Source organism: Streptomyces sp. NPDC020996 (assembly GCF_040641355.1).
Classification (GTDB): domain Bacteria; phylum Actinomycetota; class Actinomycetes; order Streptomycetales; family Streptomycetaceae; genus Streptomyces.
On record NZ_JBFADM010000005.1, the window covers coordinates 177,113 to 202,414 of the forward strand.

The 25,302-nt window shown below is 73.7% G+C and carries 22 protein-coding genes and 1 riboswitch; of the genes, 10 read left to right on the forward strand and 12 right to left on the reverse strand.

Features of this window, described 5'->3' with window-relative positions; all coding sequences use genetic code 11:
- Window positions 1-68 precede the first annotated feature (68 nt).
- From AB0G63_RS06050 to rsmH, 3 genes are all read right to left on the reverse strand, one after another.
- Entirely contained in the window at window positions 69-2,039 is a 1,971-nt protein-coding gene (locus AB0G63_RS06050) for a penicillin-binding protein 2 (RefSeq protein WP_360744951.1), read from the reverse strand.
- Window positions 2,040-2,044: 5 nt separating this feature from the next.
- Window positions 2,045-2,503, reverse strand: a complete 459-nt coding sequence (locus AB0G63_RS06055) for a septum formation initiator family protein (RefSeq protein WP_360745143.1) — start codon at window positions 2,501-2,503, stop codon at window positions 2,045-2,047.
- A gap of 292 nt (window positions 2,504-2,795) precedes the next feature.
- On the reverse strand, window positions 2,796-3,755 hold the full coding sequence (gene rsmH, locus AB0G63_RS06060; protein ID WP_360744954.1) for a 16S rRNA (cytosine(1402)-N(4))-methyltransferase RsmH: 960 nt from the start codon (window positions 3,753-3,755) through the stop codon (window positions 2,796-2,798).
- A 445-nt stretch (window positions 3,756-4,200) separates the two neighbouring features.
- On the opposite strand from rsmH, the gene AB0G63_RS06065 reads away from it, so the two are divergent.
- The 4 genes from AB0G63_RS06065 (at window position 4,201) to AB0G63_RS06080 (ending at window position 9,911) form a co-directional block, all read left to right on the forward strand.
- Window positions 4,201-4,746 (forward strand): carbonic anhydrase, encoded by a 546-nt coding sequence (locus AB0G63_RS06065; protein ID WP_360744957.1) that lies wholly within the window; start codon window positions 4,201-4,203, stop codon window positions 4,744-4,746.
- Between the two features lie 268 nt (window positions 4,747-5,014).
- A complete protein-coding gene (locus AB0G63_RS06070) occupies window positions 5,015-6,043 on the forward strand; it encodes a MoxR family ATPase (protein WP_360744960.1) in 1,029 nt (342 codons plus the stop codon).
- A complete protein-coding gene (locus AB0G63_RS06075; RefSeq protein ID WP_360744963.1) occupies window positions 6,043-7,488 on the forward strand; it encodes a DUF58 domain-containing protein in 1,446 nt (481 codons plus the stop codon). Before AB0G63_RS06070 ends, AB0G63_RS06075 begins: the two co-directional genes overlap by 1 nt.
- Window positions 7,485-9,911 carry a DUF3488 and transglutaminase-like domain-containing protein gene (locus AB0G63_RS06080; protein ID WP_360744966.1) on the forward strand — a complete coding sequence of 809 codons (2,427 nt, stop codon included), beginning with the start codon at window positions 7,485-7,487 and terminating at the stop codon, window positions 9,909-9,911. Before AB0G63_RS06075 ends, AB0G63_RS06080 begins: the two co-directional genes overlap by 4 nt.
- 715 nt (window positions 9,912-10,626) lie before the next feature.
- Here AB0G63_RS06080 and AB0G63_RS06085 read toward each other — a convergent pair.
- The 3 genes from AB0G63_RS06085 to AB0G63_RS06095 all read right to left on the reverse strand — a co-directional run bounded on the left by AB0G63_RS06085 (window position 10,627) and on the right by AB0G63_RS06095 (window position 12,861).
- On the reverse strand, window positions 10,627-11,016 hold the full coding sequence (locus AB0G63_RS06085; RefSeq protein ID WP_324783737.1) for a DUF3040 domain-containing protein: 390 nt from the start codon (window positions 11,014-11,016) through the stop codon (window positions 10,627-10,629).
- A 276-nt stretch (window positions 11,017-11,292) separates the two neighbouring features.
- On the reverse strand, window positions 11,293-12,120 hold the full coding sequence (locus AB0G63_RS06090; protein ID WP_360744970.1) for a methyltransferase: 828 nt from the start codon (window positions 12,118-12,120) through the stop codon (window positions 11,293-11,295).
- Window positions 12,121-12,294: 174 nt separating this feature from the next.
- Window positions 12,295-12,861 (reverse strand): SAV_6107 family HEPN domain-containing protein, encoded by a 567-nt coding sequence (locus tag AB0G63_RS06095; protein ID WP_360744973.1) that lies wholly within the window; start codon window positions 12,859-12,861, stop codon window positions 12,295-12,297.
- A 173-nt stretch (window positions 12,862-13,034) separates the two neighbouring features.
- On the opposite strand from AB0G63_RS06095, the gene AB0G63_RS06100 reads away from it, so the two are divergent.
- The 4 genes from AB0G63_RS06100 to AB0G63_RS06115 all read left to right on the forward strand — a co-directional run bounded on the left by AB0G63_RS06100 (window position 13,035) and on the right by AB0G63_RS06115 (window position 18,618).
- Window positions 13,035-13,868 carry an ATP-binding cassette domain-containing protein gene (locus tag AB0G63_RS06100; protein ID WP_360744976.1) on the forward strand — a complete coding sequence of 278 codons (834 nt, stop codon included), beginning with the start codon at window positions 13,035-13,037 and terminating at the stop codon, window positions 13,866-13,868.
- Window positions 13,840-15,924 carry a YhgE/Pip domain-containing protein gene (locus AB0G63_RS06105; protein ID WP_360744979.1) on the forward strand — a complete coding sequence of 695 codons (2,085 nt, stop codon included), beginning with the start codon at window positions 13,840-13,842 and terminating at the stop codon, window positions 15,922-15,924. The genes AB0G63_RS06100 and AB0G63_RS06105 overlap by 29 nt, the downstream gene beginning before the upstream one ends.
- 47 nt (window positions 15,925-15,971) lie before the next feature.
- The gene (locus AB0G63_RS06110) at window positions 15,972-16,604 is read left to right on the forward strand and encodes a TetR/AcrR family transcriptional regulator (RefSeq protein WP_360744982.1); all 633 of its coding nucleotides are present in this window, start codon (window positions 15,972-15,974) and stop codon (window positions 16,602-16,604) included.
- A 475-nt stretch (window positions 16,605-17,079) separates the two neighbouring features.
- Window positions 17,080-18,618 (forward strand): NAD(P)/FAD-dependent oxidoreductase, encoded by a 1,539-nt coding sequence (locus AB0G63_RS06115; RefSeq protein WP_360744985.1) that lies wholly within the window; start codon window positions 17,080-17,082, stop codon window positions 18,616-18,618.
- Window positions 18,619-18,685: 67 nt separating this feature from the next.
- On the opposite strand, the gene AB0G63_RS06120 is transcribed toward AB0G63_RS06115, so the two are convergent.
- The 6 genes from AB0G63_RS06120 to AB0G63_RS06145 form a co-directional block, all read right to left on the reverse strand.
- Window positions 18,686-19,639, reverse strand: coding sequence for a hypothetical protein (locus AB0G63_RS06120; protein WP_360744988.1), 954 nt, complete (start codon window positions 19,637-19,639; stop codon window positions 18,686-18,688).
- A gap of 55 nt (window positions 19,640-19,694) precedes the next feature.
- Window positions 19,695-20,618, reverse strand: coding sequence for a methylenetetrahydrofolate reductase [NAD(P)H] (gene metF, locus AB0G63_RS06125; RefSeq protein WP_360744991.1), 924 nt, complete (start codon window positions 20,616-20,618; stop codon window positions 19,695-19,697).
- A gap of 131 nt (window positions 20,619-20,749) precedes the next feature.
- Window positions 20,750-21,430: a thiamine phosphate synthase gene (gene thiE / locus AB0G63_RS06130; protein WP_360744994.1), complete on the reverse strand. Its 681-nt coding sequence runs from the start codon at window positions 21,428-21,430 to the stop codon at window positions 20,750-20,752.
- 219 nt (window positions 21,431-21,649) lie between these two features.
- On the reverse strand, window positions 21,650-22,015 hold the full coding sequence (locus tag AB0G63_RS06135) for an Rv2175c family DNA-binding protein (protein WP_360744997.1): 366 nt from the start codon (window positions 22,013-22,015) through the stop codon (window positions 21,650-21,652).
- A 160-nt stretch (window positions 22,016-22,175) separates the two neighbouring features.
- Window positions 22,176-23,405: an FAD-dependent oxidoreductase gene (locus AB0G63_RS06140; protein ID WP_360745000.1), complete on the reverse strand. Its 1,230-nt coding sequence runs from the start codon at window positions 23,403-23,405 to the stop codon at window positions 22,176-22,178.
- Window positions 23,406-23,433: 28 nt separating this feature from the next.
- Window positions 23,434-23,787, reverse strand: a complete 354-nt coding sequence (locus AB0G63_RS06145; protein WP_360745003.1) for a hypothetical protein — start codon at window positions 23,785-23,787, stop codon at window positions 23,434-23,436.
- Window positions 23,788-23,839: 52 nt separating this feature from the next.
- Window positions 23,840-23,951: riboswitch (TPP riboswitch) on the forward strand.
- Here AB0G63_RS06145 and thiO point away from each other — a divergent pair.
- Both thiO and thiS read left to right on the forward strand, forming a co-directional pair.
- Window positions 23,949-25,103 (forward strand): glycine oxidase ThiO, encoded by a 1,155-nt coding sequence (gene thiO, locus AB0G63_RS06150; protein WP_360745006.1) that lies wholly within the window; start codon window positions 23,949-23,951, stop codon window positions 25,101-25,103. It overlaps the preceding riboswitch by 3 nt.
- On the forward strand, window positions 25,100-25,300 hold the full coding sequence (gene thiS / locus AB0G63_RS06155; protein ID WP_360745009.1) for a sulfur carrier protein ThiS: 201 nt from the start codon (window positions 25,100-25,102) through the stop codon (window positions 25,298-25,300). The genes thiO and thiS overlap by 4 nt, the downstream gene beginning before the upstream one ends.
- The last annotated feature ends 2 nt before the right edge of the window (window positions 25,301-25,302 follow it).

Here is a 25,302-nt window from a genome sequence, read left to right on the forward strand (position 1 = left end):
GGGCGGCGTCTGGTTCCCGGGGTCGGGAGTGATCATGGTCACGGAGGGTCCTGGCTGGTCGGCGCTGATCAGGGTGTGAAGCTGACGGGCAGGTTGGCGGGCTTGGTCCCGGTGGGCGGCACCTGGAGGGTCTTCAGCGCGAACTCCATCACCTGCTTGTAGATGGGTCCGCAGATCTGGCCGCCGAAGTAGCTTCCCTCGGTGGCGTTCTGGATGGCGCAGTAGACCGTGATGCGGGGCTTGTCGGCGGGGGCGAATCCGGCGAACGAGGAGGTGTAACCGCGGTACTTGCCGGTGGCCGGATCCACCCGGTTCGCGGTGCCCGTCTTGCCCGCGACGCGGTAGCCGGGGATGCGTGCCTTGGTGCCGGTGCCCTCCTGGTCGTCCACGACCGACTCCAGCATCTCGGCCAGGGCCTTGGCCGTCTTCGCGCTGATGACCCGTGTCTTCCCGGGTTTCGGCGTGGCCTCGAAGCGTCCGTCGGCTCCCTTCGTGCCGCGCACGAGGGTGGGTTCCACGCGTACGCCGCCGTTGGCGATGGTCGAGTAGACGGACGCCGCCTGCATCGCATTGATCGACACGCCCTGGCCGAAAGGAATCGTGTACTGCTGCGAGGTGGACCACTGGTCGGGCGGCGCGAGGATGCCCTTCGTCTCGCCGGGGAAATCCAGCCCGGTGTAGCTGCCGAGGCCGAACTTGCGCAGGTACGAGTAGAGGACCTTGTTGGCCTGCCGCTGGGTCCTGCCGAGCTGGCCGGTGGCCAGGATGGTGCCGATGTTGCTGGACTTGGCGAGCACGCCGTTGAGCGTCAGGTTCCATGTCGCGTGGTCGATGTCGTCCTTGAAGAGGCGGTCGCCGCGGTGCAGCCGGTTGGGCACCACGACGTGCGTCAGCGGGGTGGCCACGTTCTCCTCCAGCACGGCGGCCATCGACATCACCTTGGCGGTGGAGCCGGGTTCGTAGGCGTCCTGCAGGGCCGCGTTGCCCATGGCGGAGGAGTCGGCCTTCGTCAGGTCGTTGGGGTCGAACCCCGGCGAGTCGGCCATGGCGAGGATCTCGCCGGTGCGGGTGTCCTGGACGATGACGTAGCCGCGGTCGGCCTTGGACTTCTTCACCTGCTCGGTGATGGCGTGCTGCGCGGCCCACTGGATGTCGCGGTCGATGGTGAGCTCGACGTCGGCCCCGGGCACGGCGGGCGTCTCGGTGGAGCCCGCGGTGGGCACCTGCCGGCCGCCGGACTGGGCGTAGCGGATCTTGCCGTCCTTGCCGGTGAGCTGCTTGTCGAGCTGCTGCTCGATGCCGCCGCCGCCCTTGCCCGCGGCGTTGACCCAGCCCAGGATCCCGGCGGCGAGGTCGCCGTTGGGGTACACCCGCTTGCTGCTGGGGTCGGAGAAGACGCCGGCGAGGACGTTGACGGTGGAGGCGTCCGTCCCGGACTTCGCGGCGAGCGCCGACTTCAGGTCCTTGATCTGGGTCCACACCTGCGGGGTCTGCCGGCTCGCCAGCAGGACGTACTGCAGCTTCTTGTTCTTCGGGCGCAGCTTCCTGACGAGCGTCTGCTGGTCCTGGCCGAGGATCGGCGCGAGGAGCGCGGCCGCCTGCTCGGGGCCGTCGCCGACCTTCAGCTGCTTACGGGTGAACATCGTGGGGTCGGCGGTGATGTCGTACGCGTCCACGCTCGTGGCGAGGGCCACCCCGTTGCGGTCGGTGATGCCGCCGCGGGCGGCGGCCAGGACGTGGCCCACGTACCGGTTCTGCTCGGCCTTGGCCGCGTACGTGCTCGCGTCGACGGCCTGCACCTGCAACAGCCGGACGGTGAACGCGGTCAGCACCAGGGCCAGGGCGACGCCGACCATGCGCAGGCGGGGGCGGGGATTGCCCAGCTTCAGCGGGCGCGGGGCGGTGCCGCGGCCCGGCGCCGGGCGGCGGGCGGGGCGGGCTCCCGCGCCCGGACGGCGCTGGCCGACGACGGGCCGGGCGGAGCGCTCGGGCCGGGCGGGGCCGGGGACCCGGCGGCGCGGCGGTTGCCTGTCGGACACTTCCGTCACCTGCCGGGGCTAGTGGTCGGGGCGGGGGCGGCCGCCGGGACGGAGGTCGCGGCGAGGGCCTCGGGCGGGAGCACGACGCCGGGCGCGCGGGCCGCGGACTGCCGGGCGGCGGCGGAGGGGACGCCCTTCACGGTGCCGTCGGGGCCGAGGAAGACGGGGTCGCCGCCGGGGACCATGCCGAGTTCGCGGGCACGGCGCTGGAGGGCGTCGGGGGCGGAGTAGGAGTCGATGTCCCGCTGGAGCGCCTGCTGCTCGTCGGTGAGGTTCTTGGTGTCCCTCTGCAGGTCGTCCAGTTTGAACGAGCCTTCGCTGATCGCGGAGTTCAGCATCAGCAGCCCGAGCAGGCCGCCGCTGAGGAGGACGACGACGAGCAGGACGAAGGGGGTGCGGGCGGCGTGCCCCTGTCCGGTCGCGCCCGGGATGAGCCGCGCGAGCCGGGCCGCCCGGCCGCGCAGCTGGGGCTTCTTCGCCGTTCTGCCGGGCTCGGGCCTCCCGGCCCCGGCCCCCGGCTCATCGGGTTCGCGTTTCCGCAGTTCGCGTTTCCCCGGTTCGCGCTTGTTCGCTTCGGGTTTCCGGCGTTCCGGCTTCTCGCGTTCCGGGGTCTTCCGTTCCGGGGTCTTGCGTTCCGGTTTCCTCGGTTCGGGTTTCCTCGGTTCGGGTTTCCTGGGTTCGGGTTTGGTGCTCACGCGCCCTCCAGTGAGTCCGGTTCCCCGCCGTACTCACTCCTCAGGTGTCCCGTGCCCCGGCTCATTCGGCGTCCTCCCGGACCCGCACGGCACCGCGCAGTCGTGCCGGGGCCGCCCTGCGGTTCTCGGCGACCTCCTCCTCGGTGGGGAGTTCGGCGCCGCGCGTGAGCAGTTCGAGACGGGGCTGGTAGCGCTCCGGGACGACGGGCAGCCCGGGCGGCGCGGTGGAGGCGGCTCCGGCCGCGAACACCTGCTTGACGAGTCGGTCCTCGAGCGAGTGGTACGACAGCACGGCGATCCGTCCGCCGACGTCCAGCGCCTTCACGGCGGCCGGGATCGCCCGCTCCAGGACGGCGAGTTCGCCGTTGACCTCGATGCGCAGGGCCTGGAAGGTGCGCTTGGCCGGGTTGCCGCCGGTGCGCTTGGCGGCCTGCGGCAGCGCGTCCCGGATCACTTCCACCAGCCGCGCGCTGGTGGTGAACGGCTCCTTCTCCCGCTCGCGCACGACGGCGGACACGATCCGCTTGGCCTGCTTCTCCTCGCCGTAGGCCCGCAGGATCCGGACGAGTTCGCCCGGCGGGTAGGTGTTCAGGACCTCGGCGGCGCTGATGCCGGTCGTCTGGTCCATGCGCATGTCGAGCGGGGCGTCCTGGGCGTAGGCGAAGCCGCGGTCGGCCTCGTCCAGCTGCATGGAGGAGACGCCGAGGTCGAACAGGACGCCCTGCACACGCGGGATGCCGAGCCGGCGCAGCACCTCGGGCAGTTCGTCGTACACGGCGTGCACGAGGGTGGCCCGTTCGCCGAACGGGGCCAGCCGCTCGCCGGACAGCCGCAGCGCCTCCTTGTCCCGGTCGAGGCCGACGAGCCGGACCTCCGGGAACCGGGTCAGCAGCGCCTCGCTGTGGCCGCCGAGGCCCAGCGTGCAGTCGACGACCACCGCTCCCGGCCGCTGCAGGGCGGGGGCCAACAGGTCCAGGCACCGCTGGAGCATCACCGGGACGTGTCGACTTTGGCTGCTCAAGGGGCCCTCTCAGGTCCGGCGGGGCCGCACGCACCGCCGGGTCCACGCCCTCCCCGGCTGACGCCGGGGACCCCCGCGCGGAGGGGAGGCCCGCCGGCGCCGGAAGCGTCAGCCGACCGGAGAGCGGGAGGAGGCCGAGCCGTACGTACGCGCCGCGCACGTGGGGAGATCTCCGGGTGGTCGCCGGGGTCTCCGGGGTTTCAGTCCAGCAGGGAGAGCCTCGCCTCCCGCTTTCGCGCCACTTTAGTCCACCTGGTCCCACGGTCAATCAACCGGCCTGCGCGTCGTGGTCCGGCGGGCACGCGAAGCGGCAAATCAGCGAAAAGCACCCGCACGGCCGCCCTCCCGTCACCCCTGTGGGGTACCTCACAAGAAGAACGTGATGACGCTCTTTTCCCACCCTCACACCGCGACCGGACAGCGGGTGACCAGTACCGTCATGGGTATGACGACTTCTGCATCGGTTCCCGCAAACCCCCAGAGCGCCATAACGGGCGACACCGTCACCAACCGCCTCGTCGAGGCCAACGAGCGGTACGCCGCCGCCTTCACCGACCCCGGGATGGACGCCCGCCCGGTCCTCCAGGTCGCGGTCGTGGCCTGCATGGACGCCCGCCTCGACCTGCACGCCGCGCTCGGCCTGGAGCTGGGCGACTGCCACACGATCCGCAACGCCGGCGGCGTCGTCACCGACGACGTGATCCGCTCCCTCACCATCAGCCAGCGCGCGCTCGGCACGCGCAGCGTGGTCCTCATCCACCACACCGGCTGCGGTCTGGAGTCCCTCACCGAGGAGTTCCGGCACGAGCTGGAGATGGAGGTCGGCCAGCGTCCGGCCTGGGCCGTCGAGGCATTCCGGGACGTCGACCAGGACGTGCGGCAGTCGATGCAGCGCGTGCGCACCTCGCCGTTCCTGCTGCACACCGGCGACGTGCGCGGCTTCGTCTTCGACGTGAAGACGGGTCTGCTGCGCGAGATCGACCCGTCCTGAGCACCGGCCCCACCCCTCGTCACCGTCCGCCGCCGCCGTCGTCGTCGTTCCGTTGCCGATTCCGCCCGCGGGCTGCCCAAAAGGTCGTAAGACCCGACATATCGAAAGCACTTGTCCACAGGCGAGTGACACGAATCGGTAACGGCAGCAAGAATGCGTGGTGGGGTGTCACACGGAACCATTCACGTGTGGTGTCCGTGTTCCAGGGGTGGGCCGTTCCGCATCGCGGCGCGTCGGCCCGGAGAAAGAACGGGCCGAGGAGGGCCGGGTGACGACCTATGACGATCGAGCGAGCCTTGGTGATCTGACTTCCACTGTGGAGCGGGTCCGCAGTTCCGTGGAAGGAGTGATCGAGGGCAAGCCCGAGGTCGTACGGCTTTCGCTGACCGTGCTGCTCGCCGAGGGCCATCTGCTCATCGAGGACGTCCCCGGTGTGGGCAAGACGATGCTGGCCAAGGCGCTCGCGCGGTCCATCGACTGTTCGGTGCGGCGTATCCAGTTCACGCCCGACCTGCTGCCCTCGGACATCACCGGCGTGTCCATCTGGGACCAGCAGCGCCGCGACTTCGAGTTCAAGCCGGGCGCCATCTTCGCGCAGATCGTGATCGGCGACGAGATCAACCGCGCCTCGCCGAAGACGCAGTCGGCCCTCCTGGAGTCGATGGAGGAGCGCCAGGTCACCATCGACGGGCAGACCTACGAGCTGCCCAGCCCCTTCATGGTGGTGGCCACGCAGAACCCGGTCGAGATGGAGGGCACCTACCCGCTGCCCGAGGCGCAGCGCGACCGCTTCATGGCCCGGGTGTCGGTGGGCTACCCCAGCGTGGAGGCCGAGCTGCAGATGCTCGACGTGCACGGCGGGGTGTCCCCCCTGGAGGACCTGCAGCCGGTGGCGCACGCGCACGACATCGTGAAGCTGATCGAGGCCGTCCGCGGCGTGCACGTCGCCGAAACGGTCCGGCGGTACGCGGTGGATCTGGTCGCCGCCACCCGTACCCACCCCGACCTCAGACTCGGCGCATCCCCGCGCGCGACGCTGCATCTGCTGCGCGCGGCCAAGGCGTCCGCCGCCCTCGGCGGGCGGGAGTACGCGCTGCCGGACGACGTGCAGGCGCTCGCCGTCGCCGTACTGGCCCACCGTCTGCTGCCCACCGCCCAGGCCCAGCTCAACCGCCGCACCGCGGAGCAGGTCGTCCAAGAGATCCTGCAGCGCACGCCGGTGCCCGCGGCGCCCCAGCAGCAGCACGGCTTCGGCGGCCACGGCCCGGCGTACGGCCGGCAGCCGCGGACGCTGTGATGACCACCGGCCAGGCCGGGAACCCGGAGGCCGACCGCGGCGAGAAGGGCGGCGTCCGGGCCGCCCTGGCGGGCCTGACCACCCGCGGGCGCTCCTTCCTGGCGGCCGGTGTCGCGGCCGCCGTCTGCGCCTACGTGCTCGGGCAGAGCGACCTGCTCCGGGTCGGCCTGCTGCTCGCCACGCTGCCCCTGGTCTGCACGCTGGTCCTCTACCGCACCCGCTACCGGGTGGCCGGCAGCCGGCGCCTCTCCCCCGCGCGCGTGCCCGCCGGCAGCGAGGCCCGCGTCCACCTGCGCATGGACAACGTCTCGCGGCTGCCGACGGGGCTGCTGATGCTCCAGGACCGGGTGCCGTACGTGCTCGGCCCGCGGCCCCGCTTCGTGCTCGACCGGGTCGAACCGGGCGGCCGCCGCGAGGTCTCCTACCGCGTCCGCTCCGACCTGCGCGGCCGTTACCCGCTGGGCCCGCTGCAGCTGCGCCTGACCGACCCGTTCGGCATGTGCGAGCTGACCCGGTCGTTCTCGACGTACGACACCCTGACGGTGATACCGCGGGTGGAGGCGCTGTCGCCGGTGCGGCTGAGCGGCGAGTCCAAGGGGTACGGCGACGGGCGGCAGCGCTCGCTGGCCCTGGCGGGCGAGGACGACGTCATCCCGCGCGGCTACCGCCACGGCGACGACCTGCGCCGCGTCCACTGGCGCTCCACCGCCCGCTACGGGGAGCTGATGGTGCGCCGCGAGGAGCAGCCCCAGCGCGCCCGTTGCACGGTCCTTCTCGACACCCGGGGCCTGGCCTTCCGGGGCGCGGGCCCGGACTCCGCCTTCGAGTGGGCCGTCTCGGGCACGGCGTCCGTCCTGGTGCACATGCTGGAGCGGGGGTTCTCGGTGCGGCTGCTGACCGACACCGGCAACTCGGTGCCCGGCGAGGGCGCCGACGGGTTCGCCGGGGCGAGCCAGGAGACGGCCGACGCGGCCGGGCTGATGATGGACACCCTCGCGGTGATCGACCACTCGGACGGCACGGGCCTGTCGCGGGCGTACGACGTGCTGCGCGGCGGGAACGAGGGGCTGCTGGTGGCCTTCTTCGGCGACCTCGACGAGGAGCAGGCCGCGGTGGCGGCCAAGATGCGCCAGCGCAGCGGAGGCGCCCTCGCGTTCGTGCTGGACAGCGGCTCGTGGGTGCGGGAGCCGACCGACGTGCCCGGGCTGCCGGACCGGAGCGGGGAGCGGCTGCGGATGCTGCGGGAGGCGGGCTGGACGGCGCTGGGCGTGCCGCGCGGCGCTTCGCTGGACGCGCTGTGGCGGCAGGCGGACCGTGAGCGCACGGGCCTGGCCGCTGCGGGCGGGACGAGCGCGCAGGGGGCGGGCGGGACAAGCATGGCGGGGGCGGGCGGGACAAGCACGGAGGGGGCGGGCGGGACAAGCACGGAGGGGGCGGGTTCATGAGCGGGCGGGCACGACTGGCGCTGTGCGCCTGGGCGGCCACGCTGATGGCGTCGTGCGCCCTGCTGCCCCTGGTCGACCCGGCCACCTGGATCCTGCAGGCGGCCGTCCTCCTGGCGGTGCAGACGGGCGTGGGCGCGGCGACCCGGCGGGTGCCGCTGGCCCGGCCGCTGACGATCGCGGCGCAGGCGCTGGTGACGCTGATGCTGCTGACCCTGGTCTTCGCGCGCGCGCAGGCCGTGGCCGGCTTCGTCCCGGGTCCGGAGGCCTTCCGCCACTTCGCCGACCTGCTGCGGCAGGGCGCCGACGACATCGCGCGGTACGCCGTCCCGGCCCCGCTGACGTCCGCCGGCATACGGCTGATGCTGATCGGCGGGGTCCTGGTGATCGGCCTCGCGGTGGACACCGTGGCGGTGACGTTCCGCAGCGCAGCCCCGGCCGGACTGCCGCTGCTGGCGCTGTACTCGGTCGCCGCGGGTCTGTCCGACGGCGGCGCCGACTGGCTGTGGTTCCTCGTCGCCGCCGCGGGCTACCTGATGCTGCTGCTTGCCGAGGGCCGGGACCGGCTCTCGCAGTGGGGCCGCGTCTTCGCCACCGTGCCGCGCACGCCCGGCCGGGACAGCGGCGCGGTGGCGCCGGTCCGCACCGGACGGCGCATCGGCGCGGTCGCGCTGGGCATCGCCCTCGCGGCGCCGCTGGCCCTGCCCGCGATGAACGGCGGTCTGCTGGACGGCGCCGGCACGGGGGTCGGCGCAGGCAGCGGGAGCGGCGGCACGATCTCCGCGGTGAACCCGCTGGTGTCGCTGCGCGACAGCCTGAACGTGGACTCGGACCGTCAGGTCCTGTCCCTGAAGACCGACAGCGACGACATCTCGAACCTGTACCTGCGGATCGTCTCCCTCGACGATTTCGACGGCAGCACGTGGAAGCCGGCCAAGCGGCACATCGAGGGTGTGCCGGACGAGTTCCCGACGCCGGCCGGTCTCGGCGCGGACGTCCGGCGCACGCAGATCCGGACCCGTATCACGGCGGCCGACTGGTACGCCCAGGACTGGCTGCCGATGCCCTACCCGCCCAGCGGTGTGGAGATCGACGGCAGGTGGCGCTACGAACCGGTCGGCATGACGCTGGTCGGCGACCACGGCCAGACCACCCGGGGCAAGACCTACCTGGTCAAGAGCCTGGACGTGGAGCCGACGGCGCAGCAGCTCGCCGAAGCGCCCGAGCCGTCCGCGGAGCTGAAGCGCGAGTACACCAAGCTGCCGGACTCCGTGCCCGCGGTGGTCGCCCGGACCGCCCGCGAGGTCACCGACGGTGCGGCGAGCCACTACGAGCAGGCGGTCAGGCTCCAGGACTACTTCGCCGTGACCGGCGGTTTCGACTACGACACCCGGGTGCAGGTCGGCACCGGGCCGCAGGCGATCGCCCGCTTCCTGAAGGACAGGCAGGGCTTCTGCGTCCACTTCTCCTTCGCGATGGCGGCGATGGCCCGCAGCCTCGGCATACCGGCCCGGGTCGCGGTGGGCTTCGCGCCGGGGACACCGCAGGCGGACGGCTCGGTGTCGGTGGGGCTGAAGGACGCCCACGCCTGGCCCGAGCTGTACTTCGAGGGCGTGGGCTGGACCCGCTTCGAGCCGACCCCGAGCCGGGGCTCGACTCCCGCGTACACGCAGACGGACACGCCGGGCAACAGTCTCCCCGACGTGGCGCGGCCCTCGCAGTCGGCGGGCGCGTCCGCGTCGGCGGAGCCTTCGGCGAGCGCCGGCTGCGGGGCGGAGGACAAGAAGCTGGAGGCGTGCAGCAGCGCGTTGCCGGCGGGGCCGACGCAGAAGGACGACGCCGGCCCGCCCTGGTACCAGATCGGCGGCTGGGCCCTGCTGGGCCTGCTGGCGGTCGCCGTGCCGCTGCTGCCCATGGTCTGGCGGCTGCGACGGCGCTCGGTGCGGCTGGCGTCCGCCCAGCACGCCGCGTCGGGCGGGGTCGAGCCGGATGCCGGGTACGTGGCGGAGGCGGCCGCGGGCCAGGTGCTGGCCGTCTGGCGCGAGCTCGTCGACACGGCCTGGGACTACGGCATCGTGCCGGACGACGCGCTGACCCCGCGCAAGGCGGCCGCGCGGATCGTACGGCTCGGGCAGCTGGACCCGGTGGCGGCGGAGTCGGTGCACCGGGTCGCGGGCGCCGTGGAGCAGGTCCTGTTCGCTCCCCGCCCGCAGGCCGTGCCGGGCCTTCCCGACGCCGTCCGCCGCATGCGCGCGGCACTGCGCTCCCGGGCCGGCCGCACCACGCGGGTACGGGCGGTGATCGCACCCCGCTCGGCCGTCCGCGCCCTGTGGGAACTCGCCGACCGATGGACAGCCCTGAAGACCCGCACCGCCGAACGCTGGTCCACCTTGCCCCACCGCCCCTCAGGCCAGCACACCAACTGACCACCAACGCCCCGACCACCGCCCCGGCGGACCCGACTCGCAGACACCGGCCACACCGCAGGCTCCGGTCCGGCAGACACCGGGCCACGGACACCGAGCCGCAGGCCGGCGCCCGCCGGACCGCAGGCCCCGGGCCGGCGGACCCCGGCCCGGCAGGCGCCGGTTCGCAGATGCCAGCCCGGAAGGCGCCCGACCGCCGACGCCGAGCCGCTGGCGCCGGGCCACGGACACCGGATCGCGGACGCCGGGCCACAGGCACCGAGCCGCAAGGGCCGCATCGCGGACGCCGACTCGCAGGCGCGGGCAGCAGGCGCCCGACCGCCGACGCGGGACCACTGGCGCCAGTCACGGACGCCGGACCACTGGCGCCAGCCACGGACACCCGGCCACGCCGCCGGGCCACAGGCACCGAGCCGCGGGCGGTGCGTCGCGGGCGTCGGTCCACCAGCCGCCCGGGCCGCGGACGCAGATCGCGGGCAGGAGGCCGAAGCGCACCGGCCTTCGGGATCCGCATAGTGGGCGCCGGGTCGCGATCACGGGATTGCAGGCCCCCGACCGCAGGCACCCGACCGCAGGCACCGAGTCGCAGGCTCGCACCGGGCGGTAGGCGGCGTGATGCCGCGCCTGTGTGCGCGGGGCGGGGTATGCGTGAGGGGGTGACCACCGTGGTGGTCACCCCCTCTGCGATGTCTGGGGATGCGTCGGCCGGAAGCGGCTAGTGGCCCTGCTCGTCGCGGCGCCGCTGCCAGCGCTCTTCTATGCGGTCCATCATGGAGCGCTTCGGCCGGCCCTGACGGCGCCCGTGCGGCGCGCCGGCGGGGTGTTCGCCCGGTTTGGGGGCCTTGCGCCAGCCGGTCACGGCGAGCACGGCGCAGCCCAGCATGACGAGGAACCCCACCACACTGAGCCAGACCTGCTTCGCGACCATTCCGGCCATGAGGAGCGCGATACCTACGAGGAAGCCCGCGACCGCCTGGTAGACCCGCCGCCGGGTGTACGTACGCAGCCCGCTTCCCTCGAGCGCCGACGCGAACTTGGGATCTTCGGCGTACAGCGCTCGCTCCATCTGCTCGAGCATGCGCTGCTCGTGCTCCGAGAGCGGCACGGAGTCCTCCTCATCGTGCAGTCGCCGGGGCGACCCGGGGGGTCCCTTCAGGATAGGCAGGGAATCGCCCCCGTGAAACCCGCCCCTCTGCGCCAATTGGCCAACCGGAACCCGCCATGGACGTCCCGGCTCGCTGAGTCTTCCATTCCCCAGCGGCCGACCCGTCATGCCGGGCGGTCTCCTCCGATCATACGGCGCTACCCGCCCGATCGGGTGGCCTGTGGCGTACTCCATCCGCACACAAGTCCCTGATCAGCGGCGCGGCACCGCAGCCACTCAGGCCTCGCCTGCCCCCCGCGTCTCCCCCAGCACGTGCAGCTGCGTGGCCACGGAGTGGAAGGCGGGCAGTTCGGCCGCCGCCTCCTCCAGCTTCAGCAGGGCCTCCAGGGCACCCGGCTCGGTGTCCACGAGCACCCCGGGCACGAGGTCGGCGAAGACCCGCACGCCGTGCACCGCGCCCACCCGCAGGCCCGCGCCCTCGACCAGCTCCGTGAGCTGCCCGGCGGTGAAGCGGCGCGGCATCGGGTCGCCCTGGCCCCACCGGCCGGCCGGGTCCTCCAGGGCCTGCTTGGCCTCCTTGAAGTGCCCCGCGAGGGCGCGGGCGAGGACGGCGCCGCCGAGGCCGGCGGCGAGGAGGCTCAGGACGCCATCGGAACGCAGGGCGGCGACCGCGTTGCGCAGGCCCTCGGCCGGGTCGTCGACGTATTCCAGGACGCCGTGGCACAGCACCACGTCGTAGCCGCCGCGCTCGACCACGTCGAACAGGCCGTGGGCGTCGCCCTGGACGCCCCGGACGCGGTCGGCGACGCCGGCCTCGGCGGCCCGGCGCTCCAGCGCGAACAGGGCGTTCGGGCTGGGGTCCACGACGGTGACCTGGTGGCCGAGGCGGGCGACGGGCACCGCGAACCTGCCGCTGCCGCCTCCGGTGTCGAGGACGTCCAGCGTCTGCCGTCCGGTGGTCTTGACCAGGCGGTCCAGGGCGTCCTGGAGGACCTCCCAGACCACGGCGGTACGCAGCGAGGCACGCGGCCGAGGGGGATCGGAGCGCAGCGACGCGGTGTGGGCGTGCTGGTGGGAGACGGGCGGGCGCATCGGGTCCGACACGGCAGTTGACTCCTCGGCGCGGCACCGCCTGTGCGGGGCGGAGCGAACGGGCTGCCTTCCGGCCCGGGGTGGCGGGACGGTAAGGCCTCAGGCGTCTTCCACCCTATTGCCTGTCCGCCGTCCCTGGTCACCGCGGTGGCGTGCCCGGCCGCGCCGCGCACCGGTGCAGGCCGCTCACCCCGCGTCCGGCATGTCGTGGGGGTCGTCCGGGCCGTGCTCCGGCCGGTCGGCGTCCTGGCGCGGCTGCGGCAGGACGGGCTGCAGGACGAGCATGCGCTCGACGAGGCGCAGGAACATCGCCACGTCGCGTATCAGGTCGTCGGCGTCCCGGCGGCTGGCCGCGCCCTGGATGCCGGCCTCGGCCAGCGCGCGGCGCCGGGCGCCGGAGGCGAACAGCGCGCTCCACTCGGCGAGTTCGGGCGCGATCTCGGGGAGCACTTCCCAGGCGCTCCGGATGCGGGCCCGGCGCCGGGCGCTGGTCTCCGGGCGTCCGCGGGCGGCGAGCACCGCGGCGGCGGTGCGCAGGGCGGCGAGATGCGCCGTCGCATAGCGCTCGTTCGGCGTCTCCAGGACGGCGGCCTCGTCGAGTCCGGCGCGGGCCTGGGCTAGCAGGTCCAGGGCCGCGGGCGGGGCGGTGGCCCGGCGCAGCACGGGGTGAACGTCGCTCGCCGGTCCGGTCAGTGAGGGGGCAGGGCCGGTGGCGCGGCGCCGACGGGCGGCGGCTGCGTGGTAGCTGGCCATGACGAACCTCCTGTCGTCTACGGACGGCATGCCCTGCTACGGGATGCCGTATGTGCCCATCGTGCGGTATGCCACTGACAATCCGTTCCGACCTGGGCTTTTGCATCGATCTGAAGTTCGGGCTAGTTTTTGCACTGACCAGTCAGTTCAAATATTGGGGAGGGGGGAAGACCGTGCCCGGAACCGGAGTCACGGCCGCCGGAGTCACGGCCGCCGGAGTAACGGACGGCGGAGTCACGGCCGCCGGAGTCACGGACGGCGGCCTCGGAGTCACGGCCCACGGCCTCGGGGTCCGGGGCCCGCGCGGCTGGGCCTTCCGCGACGTCACGTTCCAGGCGGAGCCCGGCTCGCTGATCGCGGTCGAGGGACCGTCGGGTTCCGGCCGCACATGCCTGCTGCTCACGCTCGCCGGGAGGATGAAGCCCACGGAGGGGTCGGCCCTGGTGGGCGAGTGGCGGCTGCCGAAGCAGATGGCGGCCGTGCGGCAGGTCAGCGGGCTCGCGCACGTCGCCGGGGTCACCGACCTCGACCCGGCGCTGACCGTCGGCGAGCACCTGGGCGAACGGGCGCTGCTGCAGCGGCGGTTCGGCGACTCGCTGCGCGGGCTGCTGCAGCCGCGTGGCGAACGGTCCCTGCGGGCCAGACTGCGGATCGACGCCGCGCTGGAGGCGGCCGGTCTCGACCCCGGGGCCCTGCCCAAGGGCACCCGCACCGCCGTACGGGACCTGGAGCGCCTGGAGGCGCTGCGGTTGTCCGTCGCCCTCGCGCTGATCGGCCGGCCGGGCCTGCTCGGCGTCGACGACACCGACCTGAAGCTCTCGGACGCCGAGCGGGCGCAGGTGTGGGCGCTGCTGAGGTCGGTCGCCGAGGCCGGCACCACGGTGGTGGCGGTGTGCAGCGAGGCGCCCGGGGACGCCGGGGGCACGGTCACCGTGGCCACCGGGGAATCCGCCGCCGCCCGCGGGAAGGAGGAGGCCGATGCGCTCGCCGAGACTGGCCGCGCTTGAGCTGCGCCGCTTCGGCCGCGGCAGGCTGCCGCGGGCCGCCCTGGTGGCGCTGCTGGTGCTGCCGCTGCTGTACGGCGCCCTGTACCTGTGGTCGTTCTGGGACCCCTACGGACGGCTGGACCGCATCCCCGTGGCGCTCGTCGACGCCGACGAGGGCGCCACCGTGGACGGCAGGCGGATCACGGCCGGCGACGACATCGCCGCGGGCCTGCGGGAGAGCAGGACGTTCGACTGGCACGAGGTGAGCGCGGACCGGGCACGCGCGGGCGTGGAGGACGGCACGTACTACCTGTCGCTGACCATGCCGGCCGACTTCAGCCGGCGCGTCGCCTCCAGCGCAGGCGACTCCCCCGAGACGGGCGCGCTCCAGGTGCGCACGAACGACGCGAACAACTACATCGTCGGACAGATCTCACGGACGGTCTTCAGCGAGGTCCGCCGGGCCGCGTCCACCAGGACGTCGCGCTCGTACCTGGACCGGATCTTCGTCTCCTTCTCCGACATCCACGGCGCAACCGTGAAGGCCGCGAACGGGGCCGACAAGCTCAAGAGCGGCACCGAAAAGGCGGAGAAGGGCTCCAAGGCCCTCGCCGACGGGCTGAAGGACGCCAAGGACGGCAGCGGCAGGCTGGCGAAGGGCCTGAAGAAGCTCGACAAGGGCGCGGGCGACCTCCAGGACGGCTCCCGGCAGGTCGCGGACGGCACGCAGACGCTCGCGGACAAGGTCGACGCGGTCGACGCCGAGGTGGGGCCCTTCCTGAAGGACAACGAGAAGACCATCGGGGACACCGCCCAGCTCGTCGCCGACTCCGCGAAGATCGTCCGCGAGCACCTCGGCACCCTGGTGAAGACGGCGCCGGCCGCCGCGAAGGGCGCCCGCACGGCCTCCCGCACGCTGGACCGCGTCTACACGGCGCGCTGCGAGGACGCCGTACCGCCGGACGCCGCCTGCACCGACCTGAAGAAGGCCAAGGACGCGGCCGCGGAGGTGGCGACGGTCGCCGACGACGTGAACACGCTGGTCGGCGACCAGGACGGCGACCTGAAGAAGCTCGACGCCCGGCTGGCCGTCCTCCAGGAGCAGGCCCAGGCACTCGCCGACCGCGCCCCGCACCTGTCCGAGGACCTCGACGACGCGGTCAAGAAGATCGACAAGCTGAACGAGGGCGCCGGACAGGTCGCCGCCGGCGCGAAGATGCTGCACAAGGGGCTCGGCACGGCCGACAGCGGCGCGGCGGACCTCGACAAGGGCATCGGCACGCTGAAGTCGGGCGCCGAGACCCTGAACGGCGGCCTGTACAAGCTCGTCGACGGCTCCGGCAAGCTCGCCGGCGGCCTGCACGACGGCGCCGCGAAGATCCCGGACTACGACAAGAAGGACCGCGACCGGCGCACCGAGGTCATGGCCGATCCCGTGCGGCTCGCCTCCCGGGACCTGCACAAGGCGCCCAACTACGGCACCGGCTTCGCCCCGTACTTCATCCCGCTGTCGCTGTGGGTGGGCTCGATGGTGGCGTACATGCTGATCCCGCCGATGAACCGGCGCGCGCTCGCCGCGGGCGCCTCGGCCTGGCGGATCGCGTTCGCGGGCTGGCTGCCGGTGGTGGCGATCGGGGTGCTGCAGACCGCGGCCCTGATGTCGGTGCTGCACTGGGCGATCGGCCTGCAGATGGCGCGGGCGGCCGGCACGGTGGGCTTCCTGTTCCTGGTGACGGCGTGCTTCGCGGCGATCGTGCAGTGGCTGAACGCGCGCTTCGACGCGGCGGGCCGCATCCTGGTGCTCGCCCTGCTGATGCTGCAGCTGACGTCCGCGGGCGGCACCTACCCCGTGCAGACCAGCCCCGGCTTCTTCAACGTCATCCACCCCTTCCTGCCGATGAGCTACATCGTCGAGGCGCTCAGAAGGCTCGTCACCGGCGGCGGCCTGGCGCCGGTGTGGACGGCGTGCGCCGTGCTGGTGGTCTTCACGGCGGGCTCCCTCGCCCTCACCGCGCTGGCGGCGCGCCGCCGGCAGGTGTGGACGCCCGCCCGGCTGCACCCGGAGCTGAGCCTGTGATCCGCAAGAGGAGTGCCGCGCGCCCGGTTCCTGTGAGAATCGGGACCATGGAAAGCAGCAGCGCCACGACGGGCGGCAGCACGCGCCGCGAGGCCACCCGCCAGAAGCTCTACGAGGCGGCCGTCACGCTCATAGCCGAGCAGGGGTTCTCCGCCACCACGGTGGACGAGATCGCCGAGCGTGCCGGGGTCGCGAAGGGCACGGTCTACTACAACTTCGCGAGCAAGTCCGTCCTGTTCGAGGAGCTGCTGCGGCACGGCGTGGGGCTGCTGACCGCGTCCCTGAAGGAAGCGGCCGAGCGGACGGCGCGCGACGGCGGCAGCAGGGTCGACGCCCTGGACGCGATGATCCGCGCCGGGCTCGCCTTCATCGCCCGCTACCCGTCCTTCACCCAGCTGTACGTGGCCGAGCTGTGGCGCACCAACCGCGCCTGGCAGTCCACCCTCATGGTGGTGCGGCAGCAGGTGGTCGCCGTCATCGAGGACGTGCTGCGCGAGGGCGTGGCGGGCGGCGAGTTCAGCGACGAGATCGACGTCCCGCTGACCGCGGCCGCACTGGTCGGCATGGTCCTGGTGGCCGCGCTGGACTGGCAGTCGTTCCAGCCGGAGCGCTCCCTGGACGACGTCCACGCGTCGCTGTCCAGGCTGCTGCAGGGCAGGGTGAGCGGCCACTGGACGTGACCGACCGCACATGACACACCGGACATGACACACCGGACATGACCCGCCGGACATGACACGGGAAGGCGCCGGTCCGCTGTGGCCGCGTCCCCCGCGGGCCGCCTCGGACCGGCGCCTTCCCGTGCTCCCCCCGTGCTCCCCCTGTGTTCCCCCGTCGGACCCCCGTCGGACCCCCGTTGTGGTCGTTCCCCCGGGTCCCCCCGTGCCTCGCTCCCGCCGGCACCGGCCGACGGAAGGAGCGGATCGCGGGCCGCCGCGTTCCGGCGCCCCGTGTCGCCGGTGCCGCGGCCGTGCCCGTCTCCGTGCCCCCACTCTCTCTTCCCGGCGGGCCGGGCCCCATCCGCGCGCGTACTCATCTCCCCTTCTAGGTACGGGTACTCAGCTCCGCACACACCCCACGACCGGGCCCGGCGGGCCGGTCGCCGCGCCGACCTCGGCGGCCGGGGTGCCGGCGGCGGTCGATAAAGTCGCGGGCATGGGACGGATTGCGGTGATCGGCGCCGGGATGGGCGCGATGGCGGCCGCCGCCCGGCTGGCCGTCGCGGGCCACCGGGTGACGGTGTACGAGCGGGCGGGGACCTACGGCGGAGGGGTCGGCCGCTTCGAGCGGGACGGCTTCGCCTTCGACACCGGTCCCGGACTGCTGCCGCTGCCCGCGGTCTGGCGCGACCTGTTCGTCAAGACGGGCAAGGAGCCGCTGGAGGCGTGCGTCGAGCTGGTCCAGGTCGACCCGTCCTCACGGCACGTCTTCGCCGACGGCACCGAGTTCGCGCTGCCGAACGCCTCGCGCGCGGGAGTGGTCGCCGCCCTGGACGAGGCGCTCGGCGCGGGCGCGGGCGGACGATGGGGCGACTTCCTGGTGCGCGCCCGCGAGGCCTGGGACCGCACGCGCCGCCCGCTGCTGGAGGAACCGCTGTGGCCGAACTGGGCTGTGCTGGCCGGGCGGGAACCGTATCCCGCCGTCCCGCACAAGCGGCTGCTGCGCACCCGCCGGGCCGGCACGCTCGCCGAGGTCGGCGCCTGGGAGCTGCGCGACCCGCGGCTGGCCGCGCTGCTGGAGAGCCACGCCCTCGCCTTCGGGCTCGACCCGCGCGTCACCCCGGCGAGCGCGGCCGTGCTGCCGTACCTGGAGCACGCCTTCGGCACCTGGTACGTGCGCGGCGGCCTGCGGGAGCTGGCGCGCGCGGTGTACGAGCGCTGCACGGCCCGGAGGGTCGAGTTCGTCTTCGGCGCCGAGGTCACGGGGATCGTGGAGAAGGACGGCCGGGCGGCGGGCGTGGAACTCGCTGGGGGCACCTCCCAGGCATTCGGCTCTGGGGGAGGAACGGTAGCCGAGGCGGACTTCGTGGTCGCCGGTCTGCACCCCGCCCGGCTGCACGCACTGACGGAGCGTCAACTGGACGCCGCCGGCGACGTGTCCGCCGGCCTCACCGCGCCGCACGCCGGGCGGTTCGGGGTGCTGCTGGCCCTGCGCGGGCCGCGCGAGGCCGGCGCGGCGCACCGCACGGTCGTACACGCCCCCGACCGGGAGGCCGAACTGGACTGGCTGCACGCGCGGCCCGACGAGCCCGTGCCGCCCACGGTGACGGTGCTGCGGCCGGACGACCCGGACCTGCGCCCCGACGCGGACCACGAGTCGGCGGTCGTGTCGGCGATGGTGCCGGCGCGGGCCGACTGGAGCCGCCCCGAGACCCGCGAACGCGTTGCGGACCTGGTGCTCGCCGCGGCCGAGGCCGCGATTCCGGGGCTGCGCGAGCGTCTGGTCTGGCGTGAGGTGCGCACTCCGCTCGACGGCGAGGAGGCCACCGGCGCCCCCGGTGGAGCCGTGTCCGCTCCGGCGCTCGCCGCCGGCGAGGGCCGCTTCCTGCACCCGGCCAACACCACCCGGCTGCCGGGGCTGTACCGGGTCGGCGGCTGGTCGCATCCGGGTGGGGGGCTCCCGCATTCGGGCATGTCGGGCGCGCTGGTGGCCGGACTGATCGTGGAGGGACCGGAGTTCCGCGGCTCGCAGTGAACGGCGGCGGGCGCCCCGCGGTGCGGGCCGCCCGCCGCCGGGACGTCCTCAGTAGCGGTACTGCTCGTCAGTAGCGGTACTGCTCGTCGTAGCCGTTGCCCTGCCCCTGGCCCTGGCCGTCGCCCTGGTAGGGGTAGGGCTGCTCCGGCGGGAGGTCGCCGCCGTAGGACTCGTCGGTGCGCTGCTGCGGGACCCACACGCCGCCGGCCGGGGTCTCGCCGTCGTAGGCGCCGGTGGCGTACTGGTCCTGGCCGTAGCCCTGCTGTCCGTACTGGTCGTAACCCGCGTCGTAGCCGGCGCCGTAGGTCTGGGTGCCGATGTAGGGGTCGGAGTAGGCGGCGTACTGCTGCTGGCCGCCGGCGTCGTAGCCGTACTGCTGCTGGTCGTAGCCCGTGTAGCCGTCGTAGGCGTAGCCCTGGTCGGCCGCCGCGTACTGGTCCTGGGCCTGGCCGGAGGCGGCGAAGGACTGGCCGCCGGCGGCGTACGAACCGTCGTCGCCGTAGACGCCGTACGAGCCGGTGTCGTCGGGCATGGGCTGCGGCTCGTACACCGCGGTGGTCTCGGCGGCGGCGGGCTCGGACTGGCGGACCGGAGTGAAGACGTCGTCGCGGTCGTAGTCGTCGCCCTGGCCGTAGGCGGGGTCGCTCCCGGCATGGGAGCCGTACCCGCCGTCGGCCGCGTCCAGGTCGGAGGCCTCCAGCGTCGGGTCCTGACGGTCCGCCCGGCCCCGGCGGCGCTTGCTGCCGCCGCCGTCGGCGTCCGCGTCAGGGCGCTTGACCGCCCAGCCGGACGAGAAGCCGCGGCGGAACGACAGCGTGACGTAGGTCTGTCCGACCGCGAAGGCGGCCGCGCCCAGGCCGATGACGACGACGGACGGGATCATCACCCCGAGCACGACGCCGAGGAAGCCGACGAACGCGATCAGCCTCCAGCGCAGGCGCGCCTTGTACTGCAGCAGCACCTCACCGAGCAGCCACAGCGCGACGATGCCGAACGCGATGTAGAGGACCGTATAGCCCATGTACGCCCCTCTCCCAGTCGCCGCTACGAGTGTGTCGTACACCCGTGCGGCCGGTCTAGGCCCGCGGGGGGTGGTGCAGGCCCAGGTTCTCGTAGATTTCCAGCGTCGCCGTGGAGTTGTTGAGCGTGATGAAGTGCAGTCCGGGCACTCCCTCGGCCAGCAGCCGTGCGCAGAACTCCGTGGCGAATTCGATCCCCATGGAGCGTACAGCGGCGGGATCGTCCTTCGCTGCGAGGATCCGCTCTTTCAGGGCGTCCGGGAACGCGGCGTTGGTCAGTGACGGGATGCGCTCCAGCGTCCTGACGCTGCCGATCGGCATGACCTCGGGGATGATCGGGGTCTCGCAGCCGGCGGCGGCAACCTTGTCGCGCAGCCGGAGGTAGTCCTCCGGATCGAAGAACATCTGCGTGATCGCGTAGTCCGCGCCCGCGCGGCACTTGTCGACGAAGTGGCGGACGTCGGTGTCCCATTCGGTGGAGCGCGGGTGCATCGCCGGGAAGGCGGCGACGCCCACGCAGAAGTCGCCGGACGCCTTGATGAGTTCGACGAGTTCGGCGGCGTAGGTCAGGCCCCGCGGGTGCGGCACCCACTCGCCCATGGGGTCGCCGGGCGGGTCGCCGCGCAGGGCCAGCATGTTCCGGATCCCGGCGTCGGCGTACTGCCCGATGATGTTGCGCAGGTCGGCGACCGAGTGGTCGACGGCGGTGAGGTGGGCGATCGGCGTCAGCGTGGTGTCGGAGGCGATCGCCTCGGTCGCCTTGACCGTGCCCGCGCGGGTGGAACCGCCCGCCCCGTAGGTGACGGAGACGAAGTCGGGGGCCACCGCCTCGACGCGGCGCAGCGCGGTCCACAGGTTGCGCTCGCCCTTCGGGGTCTTCGGGGCGTAGAACTCGAAGGAGTACGTCGTCTTGCCCGTGGCGAGCATGTCGCGCACGGTGCGAGCGTGGTCCGACCTGGTGGATGCGGTGCCGAGGGCCATACTCGCAGGTTAGCCAGGGGCCGCAGGCCACCCAACCAAACCTGGGATATTTGCCCGATTTGCCGACTTGTTGTCCACTCCTTGGACAGACTCGCGCTCGTCAGGGACCCGCGGGCCGTCGGCCGGTGCCGCTACAGCTGCCGCAGCCGCTTGGCGAACTCCGCCGCCGCCGCGCCCGGGTCGTCGGCCTGAGTGATCGCGCGGACGACCACGACGCGGCGGGCGCCCGCGTCGAGCACCTCGTCGAGGTTGCCGAGGTCGATGCCGCCGATGGCGAACCAGGGGCGGTCGGTGCCGAGGCCCGCCGTGTGACGCACCAGACCCAGGCCGGGCGCGTGCCGGCCGGGCTTGGTCGGGGTGGGCCAGCACGGGCCGGTGCAGAAGTAGTCCACGCCCTCCTGGACGGCGGCGGCCTCCGCCTCGGCCTCCGCGTGCGTGGAGCGGCCGATGAGGACGTCGTCCCCGAGGATCGCGCGGGCCGCGGGGACCGGGAGGTCGCCCTGGCCGAGGTGGAGCACCGAGGGGCCCGCGGGGTGCGCGGCGCGGGCGGCGTGGGCCACGTCGGCGCGGTCGTTGACCGCGAGGAGCTTGCCGTGCTCGCGGCACTTGTCGGCGAACAGCTCCAGCCACCGCAGCTCCTCCGCCGCCTCCATGCCCTTGTCGCGGAGCTGGACGATGTCGACGCCGCCGGCCAGGACGGCGTCCAGGAACTCGGGCAGGTCGCCCTGGCGCCGGCGGGCGTCCGTGCAGAGGTAGACGCGGGCGTCGGCGAGGTGCGCGCGGGCGTCGTCGGTGGCGGCGGTGTCGGGCATGGTGGTGTCCCCCCGTTGTCGGCGGCGTGCGGGCCGGGACGGGCCCGGCGGGCCGGGTCCGGCCGCACCGGGCCGCGCCGGGGCCCGGTGCGGCCCCGGCCCGGACGCCGGACGGTGTTCAGCCTGCTGTTCGTCCTGTCGGCAGGTCTGCCGACTGACCTGCTGCTCGGCCTGTTCGTCGGCCTGCCGGCAGCAGGTCTGCTGGTCGGCCTGTCCTGGTCAGACGGCGAGCGCCTGGGCGCGACGCTTCACCTCCGTGCCGCGATTCTCGCTCAGAGCCTGCGCGGGGGTGCCGGGCAGGCTCGGGTCGGGGGTGAAGAGCCACTCGATCATCTCTTCGTCCGTGAAGCCGTCGTCCCGCAGGAGCGTCAGGGTGCCGGTCAGGCCCTTGACGACCTTGTCCCCGTCGATGAAGGCGGCGGGGACGTGCAGCGCGCGGTTCTCACCACGGCGTACGGCGATGAGCTGGCCCTCCTTGACCAGCTGCCGCACACGTGTCACCTCGACGCCGAGCATTTCGGCGATGTCGGGGAGGGTGAGCCAGGCGGGGACGAGAGCATCGATCTTTGCGTCAATCTCGGTCACGGAAACAAGCCTGCCATCCCGCACCGACAGTCGGAAGCCAGGCCCGTCCGACCAGGTGGTCCCGGCTCCCGTCCGACCAGGTGTCCCGGCTCCCGTCCGGCCAGGTGTCCCGGCTCCCGTCCGGCCATATGGTCCCGGTCCCGGTCCGCTCACGTCCCGGCTACGCGGTGGCGGCCTTCAGCGGCTTGCTCGCGTCCGCCAGCAGGGCCGGGTCCATCGGCGTGCCCGCCTCGATCAGGCGCCTGCCCTGCGCCAGGTCCCTGGGCCGGCCCACCGCCAGCAGCGCCACCAGGCGGCCGTCGCGCAGCCAGCAGACGGACCAGCTCGGGCCGGACGGGTCGCCGCGCCACAGGGTCGTGTCGGCGCCCGCGTGGTGGCCGGCGTACTGCACGAACCGGCCGAACTGCTCGGACCAGAAGTACGGCACCGGGTCGTAGACGGCGGGCTCCTCCCCGATGATGTTCGCGGCCACGGTGCGCGGGCCCTGCAGGGCGTTGTCCCAGTGGTGCACCAGCAGGCGCTCCCCGTACCTGCGGGAGGGGAAGGAAGCGCAGTCGCCGACCGCGTAGACGTCCGGCGCCGAGGTGCGCAGACCGTCGTCGGCGACGACCTCGCCGTGCGCGCCGAGCACGATGCCGGAGCCGGCCAGCCAGCGGGTGGCGGGGCGCGCGCCGATGCCGACCACGACGGCGCCCGCGGGCAGCCGGGTGCCGTCCTCGAGGACGACCTCGCCCGGCTCGACACGCGCCACGCGCGCGTGGGTGCGCAGCACGGCGCCCGCGTCGGCGTACCAGGACGCCATCGGGGCGGCCACCTCGGCGGGCAGCGCGCCCGCGAGCGGCCGGTCGGCGGCCTCCACGACGGTCACCGCGCAGCCCGCCTCGCGCGCCGCCGTGGCGAACTCCGCGCCGATCCAGCCCGCGCCGACGACCACCACGTCGTGCTGCCGGGCGAGCACCGGCCGCAGCCGCTCGGCGTCGTCCAGGGTGCGCAGCAGATGGACGCCGGGCACGCCCTCGGCCTGCGGCAGCAGCACCGGCTCGGCACCGGTCGCGAGGACCAGCACGTCGTACGGCACCGGCCCCTCGGCAGTGTCCAGTTCGTGGTCGCCGACCCGGACGCCCAGCACCTCGCGCCCGAGCCGCAGTTCGATCCCGAGCGCCTCGAAGTCGACGTCGAAGGCGGACCCCTCGGCCTTGCCGAGCAGGACTGCCTTGGACAACGGCGGCCGGTCGTAAGGCTGGTGGGGCTCGGCGCCGATGAGGGTCACCGGCCCGGCGAAGCCCTGCTCGCGTAGGGCGACCGCGGTCTGCACACCGGCCATGCCCGCACCGGCCACGACGACTCGCCGCTGCGGGGGCGTCTGCCGTTCCTGCGTCTGCTCGCTCACCTGATCACCATAGACACCTGACGTCACGTCAGTCGCGGATCCCGTCAGTGACCTGCTCCACAACACTGGTGCCGCCGCCCGGCCGGGACTCCCACTCCCACGTCTCCTCCAGGCGCACCCGGCCGTCCGGCAGCTCCACGACCGTCGACACGCAGTGCCCGGAGGACGTCGTGCCGTCGTTCCTCAGCTGCACGTAGCGGAAGTCGAGCCGGTCACCTTCCCGGGTACCCACCAGACGGCCGCGTACGACGTCGCCGCCCGCGTACTCGGCCCAGATCGCGCCGTCGGCCTCGTGGTAGGTGAAGCGGGTCCGGGTGCCCACCTGGCCGGGGGCCTGGTCGGCGACCGGGGCGAGGACGAGGCCGTCCAGCGAGCGCGGCATGGGGAAGGCTCCCTTACGACGGCGACGGGGCGCGGGCTAGGGTGGCCACCGTACAAGCACTCGCGGGAGCCCGGACGCACCGGGCTGAGAGGGAGGCTGGCGGCCTCCGACCGTACGAACCTGATCCGGGTCATGCCGGCGAAGGGAGGGGCTGGACGCCCATGCCGTCACGTACGTCAGACGTCCTCGTCGTCGGGGGCGGGATCATCGGCCTGGTCACGGCCTGGCGCGCCGCGCAGCGCGGCTTCGCCACCGCCGTGGTGGACCCGGAACCGGGCGGCGGGGCCGCCCAGGTGGCGGCCGGCATGCTGGCCGCGGTCACCGAACTGCACCACGGCGAGCAGACCCTGCTCGGCCTCAACCTCGCCTCGGCCCGCCGCTACCCGGACTTCGCGGCCGAGCTCGCCGACCTCACGGGCCACGACCTCGGCTACCGCCGGTGCGGCACGCTCGCCGTCGCGCTGGACGCCGACGACCGCGCCCACCTGCGCGAACTGCACGCCCTGCAGCAGCAGTCCGGCCTGGGGTCGGAATGGCTGTCGGGGCGCGAGTGCCGGCGTCTGGAGCCGATGCTCGCGCCGGGCGTGCGCGGCGGCCTCCGGGTCGACGGCGACCACCAGATCGACCCGCGGCGGCTGACCCGCGCGCTGGTGGCCGCCTGCGAGCTGGCCGGCGTGGTCTTCCACCGGGTGTGGGCCGAACGGCTCGACCGCGCCGGGGACCGGGCCGTCGGCGTCACCGCGGCGGACGGCACCGCGCTGGCCGCGGACCGGGTGGTGCTGGCCGCCGGCAGCCTCAGCGGACGGCTCGCGGGCGTCCCGGACGACGTGCTGCCGCCGGTGCGGCCGGTCAAGGGGCAGGTGCTGCGGCTGAGCGTGCCGCAGCGGTACGCGCCCTTCCTCAGCCGTACCGTCCGGGCCATGGTGCGCGGCAGCCACGTCTACCTGGTGCCGCGCGAGAACGGCGAGCTGGTGGTCGGCGCGACCAGCGAGGAACTGGGCTGGGACACCACGGTCACCGCGGGCGGGGTGTACGAGCTGCTGCGCGACGCCCACGAGCTGGTCCCCGGCATCACCGAGCTGCCGCTGACCGAGACCCGGGCCGGGCTGCGCCCCGGCTCCCCCGACAACGCGCCGCTGCTCGGCCCGAGCGGGCTGCCCGGGCTGCTGCTGGCCACCGGGCACCACCGCAACGGCGTGCTGCTCGCACCGGTCACCGGCGACGCCATGGCGCACGTCCTGACCACCGGCGAACTCCCCGAGGAGGCACGCCCCTTCACCCCGCGGCGGTTCGCCCGCACGGAGCAGCCGGCATGAACATCTCCGTCAACGGCGAGCCCCGCGAGATCGCTCCCGGAACCGCTCTCGACACCGTGGTCAGGGCGCTCACCCCGGCGTCCTCCGGGGTGGCCGCCGCCCTCAACGAAACCGTCGTCCCGCGCGCGCAGTGGCCCTCGACCCCCCTCGCCGAGGGGGACCGCGTCGAGGTCCTCACCGCCGTCCAAGGAGGCTGACC